General features: G+C 71.3%; 16 protein-coding genes. 7 read left to right on the forward strand and 9 right to left on the reverse strand.

All coding sequences use genetic code 11. The features are described 5' to 3' along the window. Positions 1-171: 171 nt before the first annotated feature. Positions 172-1,395, forward strand: a complete 1,224-nt coding sequence (serB, locus tag AB0L59_RS30615) for a phosphoserine phosphatase SerB (protein ID WP_365589871.1) — start codon at positions 172-174, stop codon at positions 1,393-1,395. A gap of 75 nt (positions 1,396-1,470) precedes the next feature. Here serB and AB0L59_RS30620 read toward each other — a convergent pair whose 3' ends face one another. From AB0L59_RS30620 to AB0L59_RS30635, 4 genes are all read right to left on the reverse strand, one after another. After that, positions 1,471-1,989 (reverse strand): histidine phosphatase family protein, encoded by a 519-nt coding sequence (locus tag AB0L59_RS30620; RefSeq protein WP_365589872.1) that lies wholly within the window; start codon positions 1,987-1,989, stop codon positions 1,471-1,473. Between the two features lie 78 nt (positions 1,990-2,067). After that, entirely contained in the window at positions 2,068-2,274 is a 207-nt protein-coding gene (locus AB0L59_RS30625) for a hypothetical protein (protein ID WP_365589873.1), read from the reverse strand. A gap of 181 nt (positions 2,275-2,455) precedes the next feature. Next, on the reverse strand, positions 2,456-2,575 hold the full coding sequence (locus AB0L59_RS30630) for an SGM_5486 family transporter-associated protein (RefSeq protein WP_099054974.1): 120 nt from the start codon (positions 2,573-2,575) through the stop codon (positions 2,456-2,458). A 45-nt stretch (positions 2,576-2,620) separates the two neighbouring features. Further along, entirely contained in the window at positions 2,621-3,955 is a 1,335-nt protein-coding gene (locus tag AB0L59_RS30635; protein WP_365589874.1) for a CynX/NimT family MFS transporter, read from the reverse strand. A gap of 82 nt (positions 3,956-4,037) precedes the next feature. Here AB0L59_RS30635 and AB0L59_RS30640 point away from each other — a divergent pair, with 82 nt between their 5' ends. Beyond that, the gene (locus AB0L59_RS30640) at positions 4,038-4,730 is read left to right on the forward strand and encodes a FadR/GntR family transcriptional regulator (RefSeq protein WP_365589875.1); all 693 of its coding nucleotides are present in this window, start codon (positions 4,038-4,040) and stop codon (positions 4,728-4,730) included. Here AB0L59_RS30640 and AB0L59_RS30645 read toward each other — a convergent pair. The 3 genes from AB0L59_RS30645 to fabG all read right to left on the reverse strand — a co-directional run bounded on the left by AB0L59_RS30645 (position 4,708) and on the right by fabG (position 6,773). After that, on the reverse strand, positions 4,708-5,058 hold the full coding sequence (locus AB0L59_RS30645) for a hypothetical protein (protein WP_365589876.1): 351 nt from the start codon (positions 5,056-5,058) through the stop codon (positions 4,708-4,710). The genes AB0L59_RS30640 and AB0L59_RS30645 overlap by 23 nt on opposite strands. A gap of 237 nt (positions 5,059-5,295) precedes the next feature. Further along, positions 5,296-6,063 (reverse strand): enoyl-ACP reductase FabI, encoded by a 768-nt coding sequence (gene fabI, locus AB0L59_RS30650; RefSeq protein ID WP_365589877.1) that lies wholly within the window; start codon positions 6,061-6,063, stop codon positions 5,296-5,298. A 5-nt stretch (positions 6,064-6,068) separates the two neighbouring features. Next, entirely contained in the window at positions 6,069-6,773 is a 705-nt protein-coding gene (fabG, locus tag AB0L59_RS30655) for a 3-oxoacyl-[acyl-carrier-protein] reductase (RefSeq protein ID WP_365589878.1), read from the reverse strand. Between the two features lie 248 nt (positions 6,774-7,021). Here fabG and AB0L59_RS30660 point away from each other — a divergent pair, with 248 nt between their 5' ends. The 3 genes from AB0L59_RS30660 to tyrS are packed head-to-tail and all read left to right on the forward strand — an operon-like array spanning position 7,022 to position 11,261. Beyond that, positions 7,022-8,545 carry a TldD/PmbA family protein gene (locus tag AB0L59_RS30660; RefSeq protein WP_365589879.1) on the forward strand — a complete coding sequence of 508 codons (1,524 nt, stop codon included), beginning with the start codon at positions 7,022-7,024 and terminating at the stop codon, positions 8,543-8,545. Continuing rightward, positions 8,542-9,936 (forward strand): TldD/PmbA family protein, encoded by a 1,395-nt coding sequence (locus tag AB0L59_RS30665; protein ID WP_365589880.1) that lies wholly within the window; start codon positions 8,542-8,544, stop codon positions 9,934-9,936. The genes AB0L59_RS30660 and AB0L59_RS30665 overlap by 4 nt, the downstream gene beginning before the upstream one ends. A 56-nt stretch (positions 9,937-9,992) precedes the next feature. After that, positions 9,993-11,261, forward strand: coding sequence for a tyrosine--tRNA ligase (gene tyrS, locus AB0L59_RS30670; RefSeq protein ID WP_365589881.1), 1,269 nt, complete (start codon positions 9,993-9,995; stop codon positions 11,259-11,261). A 119-nt stretch (positions 11,262-11,380) separates the two neighbouring features. On the opposite strand, the gene AB0L59_RS30675 is transcribed toward tyrS, so the two are convergent. Then, positions 11,381-11,668, reverse strand: a complete 288-nt coding sequence (locus tag AB0L59_RS30675; RefSeq protein WP_365589882.1) for a GlsB/YeaQ/YmgE family stress response membrane protein — start codon at positions 11,666-11,668, stop codon at positions 11,381-11,383. A 201-nt stretch (positions 11,669-11,869) separates the two neighbouring features. Between AB0L59_RS30675 and AB0L59_RS30680 the strand changes: the two genes are divergently transcribed. Both AB0L59_RS30680 and AB0L59_RS30685 read left to right on the forward strand, forming a co-directional pair. Beyond that, entirely contained in the window at positions 11,870-12,277 is a 408-nt protein-coding gene (locus AB0L59_RS30680; protein ID WP_365589883.1) for a DUF3099 domain-containing protein, read from the forward strand. Between the two features lie 225 nt (positions 12,278-12,502). After that, on the forward strand, positions 12,503-12,721 hold the full coding sequence (locus AB0L59_RS30685; RefSeq protein ID WP_360150868.1) for a hypothetical protein: 219 nt from the start codon (positions 12,503-12,505) through the stop codon (positions 12,719-12,721). On the opposite strand, the gene moaA is transcribed toward AB0L59_RS30685, so the two are convergent. Beyond that, entirely contained in the window at positions 12,718-13,707 is a 990-nt protein-coding gene (gene moaA / locus AB0L59_RS30690) for a GTP 3',8-cyclase MoaA (protein ID WP_365589884.1), read from the reverse strand. The genes AB0L59_RS30685 and moaA overlap by 4 nt on opposite strands. Between the last annotated feature and the right edge of the window lie 85 nt (positions 13,708-13,792).

The raw sequence follows: 13,792 nt of genomic DNA on the forward strand, positions 1-13,792 counted from the left end.
GGCAGGGCATCTCGTGGCACAGTCGTGGTGAGGGCCGGGGCCGCCGCGCCGGCGGGTGTGCGGTCTTCCGGTGGCAAGATTCCTGACACCGGCGCGCCATCCATTGTTCCGTGTCCGTCAGGCGGACCTCGGCGGCGGACGGCACTGGGTGCCGGATACGGTGGTGACACCATGAGCGCTTCGCAGACCTCCGCCTCACAGACCCCCGAGATCCCCACTCTCCTTGTCAAGATCTTCGGCAAGGACAGGCCGGGCATCACGGCGGGCCTCTTCGACACCCTCGCCGCCTACCTCGTCGACGTGGTCGACATCGAGCAGGTCGTCACGCGGGGCCGCCTGGTGCTGTGCGCGCTGGTCACGCAGCCGCCGGCCGGCCTGGAGGGCGATCTCAGGGCCACCGTGCACAGCTGGGCCGAGTCGATGAAGATGCAGGCGGAGATCATCTCCGGGCACGGCGACAACCAGCCGCGCGGCCTCGGGCGTTCGCTGGTGACCGTCCTCGGCCGTCCGCTGACCGCCGAGTCGACGGCCGCCATCGCCGACCGGATCGCGAAGGCCGGCGGCAACATCGACCGTATCTTCCGACTCGCCAAGTACCCAGTGACAGCCGTGGAGTTCGCCGTCTCCGGCGTGGAGACGGAGCCGCTGCGCACCGCCCTGGCGTCGGACGCGGCGGCACTGGGTGTCGACGTGGCCGTCGTGGCGGCGGGACTCCACCGGCGCGCTCAGCGGCTCGTCGTCATGGACGTGGACTCGACCCTGATCCAGGACGAGGTCATCGAGCTGTTCGCGGCGCACGCAGGCTGCGAGGACAAGGTCGCCGAGGTGACGGCGGCGGCGATGCGCGGGGAGCTGGACTTCGCACAGTCGCTGCACGCGCGCGTGGCACTGCTGGAGGGGCTGGACGCCTCCGTGGTGGAGAAGGTGCGCGACGAGGTCCGGCTGACGCCGGGCGCCCGCACCCTGATCCGCACCCTGAAGCGGCTCGGCTACCAGGTAGGTGTCGTCTCCGGTGGTTTCACGCAGGTCACGGACGATCTGAAGGAACGGCTGGGCTTGGACTTCGCGCAGGCCAACACGCTGGAGATCGTCGACGGCAAGCTCACCGGCCGGGTCACCGGCGAGATCGTGGACCGCGCGGGCAAGGCCCGGCTGCTGCGCCGGTTCGCCGCGGAGGCCGGGGTGCCGCTGTCGCAGACGGTGGCGATCGGCGACGGCGCCAATGACCTGGACATGCTGAACGCGGCCGGTCTGGGCGTCGCCTTCAACGCCAAGCCGGTGGTCCGCGAGGCCGCGCACACGGCGGTGAACTTCCCCTTCCTCGACACGGTCCTGTATCTGCTGGGCGTCACCCGCGAAGAGGTCGAGGCGGCCGACACGCACGACGAGGGCTGATCCCGACCGCGGGGTCCGGAAGGGCGAGGGCCCGGCGCCGCACCGGTGCCGGGCCCTCCTCGCACAGGGGTGAGGTCACTCGGTGGGTGCCCAGTAGTCCGTGAGCGCGGCCACGCCCGGCTCCAGGCTCTTCCAAGGGCCGTCGAAGGACAGCAGGGCGAAGCCGGCGGCGGGGAAGCCGCGGCGGTTCATCCGCTCGCGGGCGTCACCCTCGGCCGTGCCGGACAGGATGTCGGCCAGGCCGTGGATACCCGGGTTGTGACCGATCAGGATCACGTTCCGCACGTCCTCGGGGATCTCGTTGAGCACGGCGATCAGCTCGCCGGGCGAGGCATCGTAGACCCGCTCCTCGTAGACGGTCCTGGGCCGGTGCGCCAGCTCGTGGACGGCGAGCTTCCAGGTCTCGCGGGTCCGGGTCGCGGTGGAGCACAGGGCCAGGTCGAAGGTGATACCGGAGTCGGCCAGCTTGCGTCCGGCGACCGCGGCGTCCGTGCGGCCCCGCTCGGCGAGCGGGCGCTCATGATCGGACACCTGTGGCCAGTCGGCTTTCGCATGCCGGAAGAGGACGATCCTGCGAGGTTCTGCGGCGCTCATGAAACCCAGCTTCGCATGAAACAGGCCATGCGGCGCAGGGAGTTGACATGCGGATTCACCCCGTGCGGGCGCTCCGGGTCAGCGCGCGAGGAGCTGCTGGGCGCGCTCGAAGAGGTGCGTGATCGCCGGGGCGCTGCTCGCCGCGTGGGCGTCCGACGGGTTCAGTATCAGCGCGAGCAGTGCCACGAAGGCGAGCGCGGGCAGGGCGAGGGCCCACCACGGCAGCCGGATGTCGACACCACCCGGGGTCGCCGGGTGGGGCCGGGGGTGGGTGCGGGCCGACATGATCGCCTCCGGGGGTCTTCGAGCGGGTGTGTGACCGTGTCGCGCGGTCACATCTCGAAGCTACGGAATCCGGCGCCGCCAACCCATCCGGACTTCCACCCAGTTGACCCTGACCCTTACCCCCTAGGGGATGGGGGGCCAGCCCCACCATCCGCCGGGCGCAGCGGCCCGGACGCGGCCGTCAGGGGGAGGCGAGGGTCGCGATGACGGCGATGATCACGAAGATGGCGAGGAACGAGCCGAAGACGAGCAGCATCTTCTTCTGGCCGTTCTGCGGGTTCGGGTCGAGCACAGGCTGCATGCGCCCAGTCTCGCACCCTGCCCCCCGGATCCCCACCGCGGGGGGTCAGCGCGTCGCCGCCTCCTCCTCCACGGTGCGGTCGCGGCCCGCCAGGAAGCCGACCACCATCTGCGGCAGCATCAGGCCCGTCATGAGGGCGATCGGCAGTCCCCAGCCGCCGCTCTGCTGGTAGAGCACGCCGACCAGCAGCGGGCCGGGAATGGAGATCAGATAGCCGGTGCTCTGTGCGAAGGCGGACAGCTGGGCCACGCCCGGGCCGCTCCTGGCCCGCATGCCGACCATCGTGAGGGCCAGCGGGAAGGCACAGTTGGAGACGCCCAGCAGCAGCGCCCAGGCCCAGGCACCGGCGGCGGGGGCGAAGTACAGGCCGGCGTAACCGGCGAGGCCGCACACGCCCAGGGCCAGCACGATCGGCCCCTGGTGGGACAGCCGGGTGGCGACCCGCGGGATGACGAAGGCCAGCGGCACGCCCATCACCATGGTGACGGCGAGCAGCACGCCCGCGGTGCCGGCCGGTACGCCGGCGTCCCGGAAGATCTGCGGCATCCAGCCCATGGTGATGTAGGCGGCGGTCGCCTGGAGGCCGAAGAACACCGCGAGCGCCCAGGCGGTACGGCTGCGGGTGATGCGCAGCGGGGCGTGCTCCTCGGTGGCCTGCCGTTCCTGCGCCGCACGCTCCCGCTGCCGGGCGGGCGCGGTGTCGCCGCCGCGGTCCCGGACGAGCGGCAGCCAGGGCAGGACGGCGGCACCCGCGAGGGCGGCCCACACGGCGAGGCCGGCCTGCCAGTCGCCGCCCATGGCGTCGGTCAGGGGCACGGTCACCGCGGCGGCGACGGAGGTGCCGAGGGCGAGGGCCATCGAGTACAGGCCGGTCATGGAACCGACCCGGTCGGGGAACCAGCGCTTGACGATGACCGGCATGAGCACGTTGCTGACGGCGATGCCCATCAGGGCGAGCGCGCTGGCGGCCAGGAAGCCGGCCGTGCCGGCGAGATACGGCCGTATCAGCAGGCCCGCGGTGATGGCGACCATCCCGGCGCACACCACGGCGGCCGGCCCGAAGCGCCGGGCCAGGCGGGGCGCGGTGACCCCGAAGACGGCGAAGCAGAGCGGGGGCACGGAGGTGAGCACTCCGGCCACGCCGCCGCTCATGCCGAGCCCGTCGCGTACCTCCTCCAGGAGGGCGCCGAGGCTGGTGATGGCCGGCCGGAGGTTCAGCGCGGACAGCACGATGCCGACGACGACCAGGCGGGTCGCCCACGGGGGCGTGCGGCCCGCGCCGGGTGTCGTCTCGGGCGTGCTCGTCGCTGCGGCCGTGCCGCGTTCGGTCGGGGACATCGCCGTACGGGTCTCCACTGCCGGGGGTTCCTCACGTGCCATGCCGACCATCATAGAATCATGGGATGATTGGTTGCCCATCCCCGGGACGCCTGGGCCCGGGCCTCACGTGCGAAGGTGGGCCATGCCCCTGAGCCACCCGCGCCGTTCGGCGCTGTCCGAGCAGGTCATCGCCGAACTGCGAGGCCAGATCACCTCCGGCGAGTGGCCGGTCGGCTCGCGCATCCCGACGGAGCCGGAGCTGGTGGAGCAGCTCGGGGTCGCCCGCAACACCGTTCGCGAGGCCGTCCGCGCGCTCGCCCACAACGGACTGCTGGACATCCGGCAGGGCTCCGGCACCTATGTGGCCGCCACGAGCGAGCTGGCCGGTGTGATGCACCGCCGGTTCGCCGACGCCGACCCCCGGCACATCGCGGAGCTGCGCGCCGCGCTGGAGTCGGCCGCGGCGAAGCTGGCCGCCGAGCGGCGCACGGAGAAGGACCTCAAGCAGCTGGACGCCCTGCTGGAGCGGCGCGAGGCGGCCTGGGAGACCGGCGAGGCGGAGGCCTTCGTGACCGCCGACACCACCTTCCACCTGGCCGTCGTGGCCGCCTCCCACAACGACGTGATGACGGCGATGTACGCCGATCTGGGCGAGGCGCTGCGGGACTGGCTGCGCGCGGACGTGGGCGCGGAGCTGACGCCGGAGACGCACATGGACCACCGGCGCCTGGTGGACGCGATCCGCACCGGGGACGCGGGGGCGGCCTCCGCCGAGGCCGCGAGCTATCCCTTCCTGTGCCGGCCGGGCCGGTTCAGCGCTCCTTCTGGTGGCTGATCCAGACCGAGCGGACCTCCTTCCAGCAGCGGCCCGTGAGCCGCACGGTCATGGCGGCCCCGGTGTCCACCGGTGCGCTGTCGGTGTCGATGTCCCACCAGCGGGCGCACTCGATGTGCAGACGCACGCGATCGGTGTCGACATAGGGGTTGTGGCAGTAGGCCACCACATGGGAGCCGTGGACGGCCGTACGGCAGGCGGCCCCGAAGAGGCTCGGCGCGGGCGGTTTGGCGCCGGCCACGCGCGCGTAGGGCATCGCGTCGTACGGCAGGGAGAGCACGAGGGCCAGGGCTACGGTCACCGGGGCCAGGCTGCGGGACAGGCGCACAAGGGGACCTCCTCGGCCGGGCTGCGGAGGCGTGTGGCCGCGTAATCAGGGTGCGCCGGCCATGCCGGTGGCCGCCCGGCCGGTGGGCCGAACGGGTGACACGCCGCGCCTCCGTCTCCCCGGTTCCGCGGTGCTCCGCCCTGCCGTCCGACTGCGCTCGCACGCCCCCCACATGGCGGAGGCCCGCAGCCCCGAAGGGGTGCGGGCCTCCGCCGTCTCCCGGCTCGGCGGCAGCGGTCAGGCGCCGATCGCGTGCAGACCGCCGTCGACGTGGATGATCTCGCCGGTGGTCTTCGGGAACCAGTCGCTCAGCAGGGCGACGATGCCGCGGCCGGCCGGCTCCGGGTCCTTCAGGTCCCACTCCAGCGGGGCGCGGGTGTCCCACACGGAGGCCAGCTCGCCGAAGCCCGGGATGGACTTGGCGGCCATGGAGCCGATCGGGCCCGCCGAGATGAGGTTGCAGCGGATGTTCTGCTTGCCCAGGTCACGAGCCATGTAGCGGCTGGTCGCCTCCAGGGCGGCCTTGGCCGGGCCCATCCAGTCGTACTGCGGCCACGCGTACTGCGCGTCGAAGGTGAGGCCGACCACCGAGCCGCCGTTCTGCATCAGCGGCAGGCAGGCCATGGTCAGCGACTTCAGGGAGTACGCCGAGACGTGCATGGCGGTGGCCACGGACTCGAACGGCGTGTTGAGGAAGTTGCCGCCGAGCGCGTCCTGCGGCGCGAAGCCGATGGAGTGCACGACGCCGTCGAGGCCGCCCAGTTCCTCACCGACGATGTCGGCCAGCCGGCCCAGGTGCTCGTCGTTGGTGACGTCCAGCTCGATGACCTTGGTGGGCTTCGGCAGCTTCTTGGCGATGCGCTCGGTCAGCGTGGGGCGCGGGAACGCGGTCAGGATGATCTCGGCACCCTGCTCCTGGGCCAGCTTGGCCGCGTGGAAGGCGATGGAGGACTCCATCAGCACACCGGTGATCAGGACGCGCTTGCCCTCGAGGATTCCGCTCATGGTGATCAGTGACCCATTCCCAGTCCGCCGTCAACGGGGATGACGGCTCCAGTGATGTACGAAGCGTCGTCCGAGGCGAGGAACCGCACCGTCGCGGCGATCTCCTCCGGCTGCGCGTAACGGCCGAGCGGCACCTGGGAGACGATGCCCTGGCGCTGCTCGTCGGTGAGCACCTTGGTCATGTCGGTGTCGACGAAACCGGGCGCGACGACGTTGAAGGTGATGTTGCGCGAGCCCAGCTCACGGGCGAGGGAGCGCGCGAAGCCGACCAGGGCGGCCTTGGAGGCGGCGTAGTTCGCCTGGCCCGCCGAACCGAGCAGGCCGACCACGGACGAGATCAGGATGACGCGGCCCTTCTTGGCGCGCAGCATGCCGCGGTTGGCGCGCTTGACGACGCGGAAGGTGCCCGTGAGGTTGGTGTCGATGACCGAGGTGAAGTCCTCCTCGGACATGCGCATCAGGAGCTGGTCCTTGGTCACGCCCGCGTTGGCGATCAGTATCTCGACCGGGCCGTGCTGCTCCTCGATCTCCTTGTAGGCCTGCTCCACCTGCTCGGGGTCGGTGATGTCGCACTTGACGGCGAGGAAGCCGGCCGGCGGCTCACCCGACCGGTACGTGATCGCGACCTTGTCGCCGGCGTCGGCGAATACGCGGGCGATGGCGAGGCCGATGCCCCGGTTGCCTCCGGTGACGAGAACCGAGCGGCTCAACGGATCACCCTTTCGATAGCGGTCTGCAGAAGTCCGACAACCCGCCCGAACACCTGGATGACAGGCGGCTTCATCGAAAACCTATCGGTACGGCCGCGCCCGCGGGCAATCGGGCACCGACAGTGGCTCGGGGGTGTCGCTGTCGGATCCCTACAGAACGACCGGGGTCCGGACCTGAAACGTGTGGTCCACCGGACCGCTCCCACGACATGATCGACCCGACAGGCCACGACAGCAGGGAGACCTCCGTGCCCCATTCCATCGACGAAGCCTTCACGGCGCTTCCCCTACGGGCCCTCGCCGACGCGGCGCTGGCACGCGCGCGTGCGCTGGGCGCCGAGCACGCGGACTTCCGCTTCGAGCGGGTGCGCAGCGCGTCCTGGCGGCTGCGGGACGCCAAGCCCGCCGGATCGTCGGACACCACCGACCTCGGGTACGCGGTGCGGGTCGTGCACGGCGGCACCTGGGGCTTCGCCTCCGGCGTGGACCTGACCATGGACGCGGCCGCCCGGGTGGCCTCCCAGGCGGTGGCCATGGCCAAGCTGTCCGCGCAGGTCATCGAGGCCGCCGGCGCGGACGAGCGGGTGGAGCTGGCCGACGAGCCGGTGCACTCGGACCGTACGTGGGTGTCGTCGTACGAGATCGATCCCTTCTCGGTGCCCGACGAGGAGAAGGCCGCGCTGCTGGCGGACTGGAGCGCGCGGCTGCTGGCGGCGAACGGGGTCAGCCACGTGGACGCCTCGCTGCTCACCGTGCACGAGAACAAGTTCTACGCCGACACGGCCGGGACCGTGACGACCCAGCAGCGGGTGCGGCTGCATCCGGAGCTGACCGCGGTGTCCGTGGACGAGTCCAGCGGCGAGTTCGACTCGATGCGGACCCTCGCGCCGCCGGTCGGGCGGGGCTGGGAGTACCTGACCGGCACCGGCTGGGACTGGGACGGGGAGCTGGAGCGGATCCCCGACCTGCTCGCGGAGAAGATGCGGGCGCCGAGCGTGGAGCCGGGCCTGTACGACCTGGTGGTCGACCCGTCCAACCTGTGGCTGACCATCCACGAGTCCATCGGCCACGCCACCGAGCTGGACCGCGCGCTCGGCTACGAGGCCGCCTACGCCGGCACCTCCTTCGCCACGTTCGACCAGCTGCGCAAGCTGAAGTACGGCTCCGAGCTGATGAACGTCACCGGCGACCGCACCGCCGAGCACGGGCTGGCGACCATCGGGTACGACGACGAGGGGGTCGAGGCGCAGTCCTGGGACCTGGTGAAGGACGGCAGGCTGGTCGGCTACCAGCTGGACCGGCGGATCGCCCGGCTCACCGGGTTCGACCGGTCCAACGGCTGCGCGTACGCCGACTCCCCCGCCCATGTGCCGGTGCAGCGCATGGCCAACGTCTCGCTGCGGCCGGACCCGGCGGGGCTGTCCACCGAGGGCCTGATCGGCGGGGTCGACCGGGGCATCTACGTGGTGGGCGACCGGTCCTGGTCGATCGACATGCAGCGCTACAACTTCCAGTTCACCGGCCAGCGCTTCTTCAGGATCGAGAACGGGCGGATCACCGGGCAGCTGAAGGACGTGGCCTACCAGGCGACCACGACCGACTTCTGGGGGTCGATGGCCGCCGTCGGCGGTCCGCAGACCTATGTCCTCGGCGGCGCCTTCAACTGCGGCAAGGCCCAGCCCGGCCAGGTGGCCTCCGTGTCGCACGGGTGCCCGTCGGCCCTCTTCAGGGGCGTCAACATTCTGAACACCACGCAGGAGGCCGGCCGATGAGCGCCCGTACCCACAAGCCGCACGAGGTCGTCGAGCAGGCGCTGGCGCTGTCCCGTGCCGACGGCTGCGTCGTCATCGCCGACGAGCACTCCACCGCCAACCTGCGCTGGGCGGGCAACGCGCTCACGACGAACGGGGTGACGCGGGGTCGTACGCTCACCGTGATCGCGACCGTGGACGGCAAGGAGGGCACCGCCTCCGGTGTCGTCTCGCGCTCGGCGGTCACCGCACAGGAGCTGGAGCCGCTGGTGCGGGCCGCCGAGGCCGCCGCGCGCGGTGCCGGACCCGCCGAGGACGCGCAGCCGCTGGTCGGCGGCGTACCTCGGTCGCCGGACTTCACGGACGCGCCGGCCGAGACGTCCTCCGCCGTGTTCGCGGAGTTCGCGCCGGCGCTGGGCGAGGCGTTCGCACGCGCGCGTGCGGGCGGCCGTGAGCTGTACGGCTTCGCCAACCACGAGCTGGTCTCGACGTACCTGGGCACGTCGACCGGGCTGCGCCTCAGGCACGACCAGCCCACCGGCACGCTGGAGCTGAACGCCAAGTCCCCGGACCGTACGCGCTCGGCCTGGGCGGGCCTTTCCACGCGGGACTTCAAGGACCTCGACCCGGGCGCGGTCGACGCCGAGCTGGCCGTACGGCTCGGCTGGGCCGGGCGGCGGGTGGAGCTGCCCGCCGGCCGCTACGAGACGCTGCTGCCGCCCACGGCCGTGGCGGACCTGCTGATCTACCAGCTGTGGTCCGCGTCGGGCCGGGACGCGGCCGAGGGGCGCACCGTGTTCTCCAGGCCGGGGGGCGGCACGCGCGTGGGCGAGAGGCTCTGCGAGCTGCCCCTGACGCTGCGCAGCGACCCGAGCGAGCCCGGCCTGGAATGCCCGCCCTTCGTGGTCGCGCACTCCTCCGGCGGCGACCAGTCCGTGTTCGACAACGGGCTGCCGACCCGCACCACCGACTGGATCCGCGAAGGGGTGCTCAAGCACCTGACCACCACCCGGCACAGCGCGGGCCTGACCGGGCTGCCGGTCGCCCCGGTGCTGGGGAACCTGATCCTGGACGGCGGGGACGACAGCTCGCTGGAGGACATGGTCGCGCGCACGGAGCGCGGGCTGCTGCTGACCTGCCTGTGGTACATCCGCGAGGTGGATCCGGCGACGCTGCTGCTCACGGGCCTGACCCGGGACGGTGTGTACCTCGTGGAGAACGGCGAGGTGACCGGGCAGGTGAACAACTTCCGGTTCAACGAGTCGCCGGTGGACCTGCTGCGGCGGGCCACGGAGGCGGGGCGCACGGAGAAGACGCTGCCGCGCGAGTGGAGCGACTGGTTCACCCGGGCCGCGATGCCCGCGCTGAGGATCCCGGATTTCAACATGAGCTCTGTCAGTCAGGGCGTATAACCTCGTACTCGGCTGTCACCCGACTGCCCGAAGATCACCAAGGAGACACGAGAACCGTGACGGACATCGTCGACGAGCTGAAGTGGCGGGGGCTCATCGCCCTCTCCACGGACGAGGACGCACTGCGCAAGGCGTTCGCGGACGGCCCCGTCACGTTCTATTGCGGCTTCGACCCGACCGCCCCCAGCCTGCACCTCGGCAACCTGGTGCAGATCCTCACGATGCGCCGCATCCAGGAGGCCGGGAACCGGCCGCTGGCGCTGGTCGGGGGCGCCACAGGGCTCATCGGCGACCCGAAGCCCACGGCCGAGCGCACGCTGAACGCTCCGGAGGTCGTGGCGGGCTGGGTGGAGCGGCTGCGCGCCCAGATCCAGCCGCTGCTGCACTTCGACGGCCCGAACGCCGCGGTGATGGTCAACAACCTGGACTGGACGCAGGGCCTGTCGGCCATCGAGTTCCTGCGGGACATCGGCAAGCACTTCCGGGTCAACAAGATGATCGCGAAGGAGGCCGTGTCGCGGCGTCTGAACTCCGACGCGGGCATCAGCTACACCGAGTTCAGCTACCAGATCCTGCAGGGCATGGACTTCCTGGAGCTGTACCGGCGGTACGGCTGCACGCTGCAGACCGGCGGCAGTGACCAGTGGGGCAACCTCACCTCGGGCACGGACCTGATCCACCGGGTCGAGCAGGACGCCGTGGTGCACGCGCTCGGCACCCCGCTGATCACCAAGGCGGACGGCACGAAGTTCGGCAAGACCGAGTCCGGCACGGTGTGGCTGGATCCCGAGATGACGACGCCGTACGCGTTCTACCAGTTCTGGGTCAACGCCGACGACCGCGACGTCCCGAAGTTCCTGCGCATCTTCAGCTTCAGGTCCCGCGAGGAGATCGAGGAGCTGGAGCGGCAGACCGAGGAGCGTCCGCAGGCGCGGGCCGCGCAGCGTGCGCTCGCCGAGGAGCTGACGACGCTGGTGCACGGGGCCGACCAGACGGCCGCGGTGATCGCCGCGTCGAAGGCGCTCTTCGGACAGGGTGAGCTGGCGGAGCTGGACGGGCGGACGCTGGCCGCGGCGCTGTCCGAGGTGCCGCACATCCAGGTCTCCGAGCTGGGCCCGGTCGTCGATCTGTTCGCCGAGGTCGGGCTCGTCGCCAGCAAGTCCGCTGCGCGACGGACCGTGAAGGAGGGCGGGGCCTACGTCAACAACGTGAAGGTCGCCGCCGAGGATGCCGTGCCGGCGGCTGAGGATCTGCTGGACGGGCGGTGGCTCGTGCTGCGGCGTGGGAAGAAGAACCTGGCCGCGGTGGAGGTCACGACCGCCTGAGCGCCGTAGCCGTAGGGGCGTGGGTGATCTGGCGGCTGCGGCTCGGTCGTGGTCGCGCGCGCAGTTCCCCGCGCCCCTTCATGGCGCTCCCCTTCAGGGCGCCTTCAAGCCCCACGGCTTCACGCGCCGACCCTCTCCCGCTTCCTCTTGCCCAGCGTCGCCATGTAGAGGGCGTCCACGGCCGCGACGATGATGATCGCCGCCACCAGCTGGAAGATGTGCCGGCTCCAGTCGATGCCGCGGGTCGACGCGACGCCGACGGCACGGGCGACGGCGTTGCCCACGATGGCGCCCAGCATGCCGCAGATGGTGGTCAGCCAGAGGGGGCTGTGCTGCTTTCCCGGGATGACCGCCTTGGCGATCAGGCCGAGCACGAATCCCACGATGATCGCCCACAACCAGCCCATGGCTGCCTCCTCGTACGGCTCGACGTGAGCATTACGGTCAGTGTGGGTCGATGGGCCGTACGGCGCATGTCGGGTTCCCCGTGCGCGACACGGTCGGACGCGTTACCGCAGGCACCGGGCGACCCGCTCTCGTAGGCGACGCGACCACGGCGTAACGTGGGAGGGCTGGGAGAGTCCGATGCGGGCGGATGGTGGAATGTGATGCGGAAACCGCACAGGGGCGGCGTCCAGGTGTTCCGGATCACGGGCGCCCGGACGGGACTTGCCGAGGATGTGCGGGGCCGGCAGCGGCGGTACGTCATCTCGATGACGATCCGGACGGCGTCGGTGATCCTCGCCGTCTCCCTGTGGAACGTGGAACGGTACGTCGCCATCGTGGCCCTGGTGGCCGGTGCGCTGCTCCCCTATGTCGCCGTCGTGATCGCGAACGCCGGCCGGGAGCGGCCGCCGTCGCTGCCCTCGACGTTCGTCATCGCGCCGACGCGGCCGATGATCAGTCGGCCGCAGGCGGAGGAGGCCCGGGCGGACGAGGCGCCGGCGGAATCCGTTCCGGAGGACGCGGCGGCCCATCCGACGGGGACGGGCGGTGAGCGGCCCGACGCCGTGTGACCACCGCGGAGCGACGGAAGCGGAACGACACCGCCCGTCAGGCTCAAGAAAAGCTCAGATCAATCGTGCAGTTCCAGTGCCGGGCGGCCGGGTACCCGTGACATACTGCGTACGCGCTCCGCATCCCCCGTCGGAGCGACGGACCGACGCCGGGCAGCTCCCCCCGTGGCTGCTCGGCGTCGCCTTGTTCCGGCCCCTTTTGTGAGACGAACCAGAGACGAACCCGTGAGTGACGAGACGCCGATCTGCTCTGCCAAGGGGTGCCGCGCCGACGCCGTGTGGGTGCTGGCGTGGAACAACCCGAAGATCCACACGCCGGAGCGGCGCAAGACATGGCTCGCCTGCGAGGAGCACCGCGAGCACCTTTCGCAGTTCCTCGGGGTGCGGGGCTTCCTGAAGGACGTGGTGAAGTTCGCGGACTGGCAGGAGCCCGAAGGGGCCTAACCGCCGATCGCCGACATCGGCCGGTCCGGCTGCACGAAGGACGGGTCGTCCAGGCCCGCGCCGGCCTTCTTCCCCCACATCGCCAGCCTCCAGATGCGGGCGATCTCCTCGTCAGGGGCCTCGGAGCGCAGGGCCGCGCGCAGGTCCGTCTCCTCCGTGGCGAACAGGCAGGTGCGTATCTGGCCGTCGGCGGTGAGGCGGGTACGGTCGCAGGCCGCGCAGAACGGGCGGGTGACCGAGGCGATGACGCCGACCCGGTGGGGGCCGCCGTTCACGAGCCACCGCTCCGCCGGTGCCGAGCCGCGCGCGCCGGAGCCCTCGGGGGTGAGGTCGAAGCGGGTACGCAGGGAGGCGAGGATGTCCCCGGCGGTGACCATGCCGTCACGCTTCCAGCCGTGCTGGGCGTCCAGCGGCATCTGCTCGATGAACCGCAGCTCGTAGTCGTGCTCCACCGCCCAGGCCAGCAGGTCGGGGGCCTCGTCGTCGTTCAGGCCCGGCATCAGGACCGTGTTGACCTTGACGGGGGTCAGGCCGGCCTCGCGGGCGGCCCGGAGACCTTCGAGGACGTCCTTGTGGCGGTCGCGGCGGGTCAGGGTCTTGAAGACGTCCGGGCGGAGGGTGTCCAGGGAGACGTTGACCCGGTCCAGACCGGCGGCCTTCAGGGCGGCCGCGGTGCGCTTGAGGCCGATGCCGTTGGTGGTGAGGGACATCTGGGGGCGCGGGGCGAGGGCCGCGACGCGCTCGACGATGCCGACCAGGCCCGGGCGCAACAGGGGCTCACCGCCGGTGAAGCGGACCTCCTCGATGCCGAGCATCCGCACGGCGATGTCGATGAGGCGGACGATCTCGTCGTCGGTGAGCAGATCGGGCTTGGCCAGCCACTGCAGGCCCTCCTCGGGCATGCAGTACGTGCAGCGCAGATTGCAGCGGTCGGTCAGCGAGACTCTCAGGTCGGTGGCCACCCGGCCATAGGTGTCGATGAGCACGTGGGCCCCCTCCCTCGATCCCCAGCCATTATGTTCCGTCACGTGCGAGCGTACGTGACACCGCTGACATCCACAGCGGCCCGAT

Origin of the sequence: Streptomyces sp. NPDC052109 (genome assembly GCF_040680195.1) — a bacterium.
Classification (GTDB): domain Bacteria; phylum Actinomycetota; class Actinomycetes; order Streptomycetales; family Streptomycetaceae; genus Streptomyces.

Coding starts and splice junctions, on each gene's coding strand:
- AB0L59_RS30680 (WP_365589883.1), top strand. CDS start 11,870: ATGCGGAAACCGCACAGGGGCGGCGTCCAGGTGTTCCGGATCACGGGC.
- fabI (WP_365589877.1), bottom strand. CDS start 6,063: ATGAGCGGAATCCTCGAGGGCAAGCGCGTCCTGATCACCGGTGTGCTG.
- AB0L59_RS30625 (WP_365589873.1), bottom strand. CDS start 2,274: ATGTCGGCCCGCACCCACCCCCGGCCCCACCCGGCGACCCCGGGTGGT.
- serB (WP_365589871.1), top strand. CDS start 172: ATGAGCGCTTCGCAGACCTCCGCCTCACAGACCCCCGAGATCCCCACT.
- AB0L59_RS30620 (WP_365589872.1), bottom strand. CDS start 1,989: ATGAGCGCCGCAGAACCTCGCAGGATCGTCCTCTTCCGGCATGCGAAA.
- AB0L59_RS30665 (WP_365589880.1), top strand. CDS start 8,542: ATGAGCGCCCGTACCCACAAGCCGCACGAGGTCGTCGAGCAGGCGCTG.
- AB0L59_RS30640 (WP_365589875.1), top strand. CDS start 4,038: ATGCCCCTGAGCCACCCGCGCCGTTCGGCGCTGTCCGAGCAGGTCATC.
- AB0L59_RS30630 (WP_099054974.1), bottom strand. CDS start 2,575: ATGCAGCCTGTGCTCGACCCGAACCCGCAGAACGGCCAGAAGAAGATG.
- AB0L59_RS30675 (WP_365589882.1), bottom strand. CDS start 11,668: ATGGGCTGGTTGTGGGCGATCATCGTGGGATTCGTGCTCGGCCTGATC.
- AB0L59_RS30635 (WP_365589874.1), bottom strand. CDS start 3,955: ATGGCACGTGAGGAACCCCCGGCAGTGGAGACCCGTACGGCGATGTCC.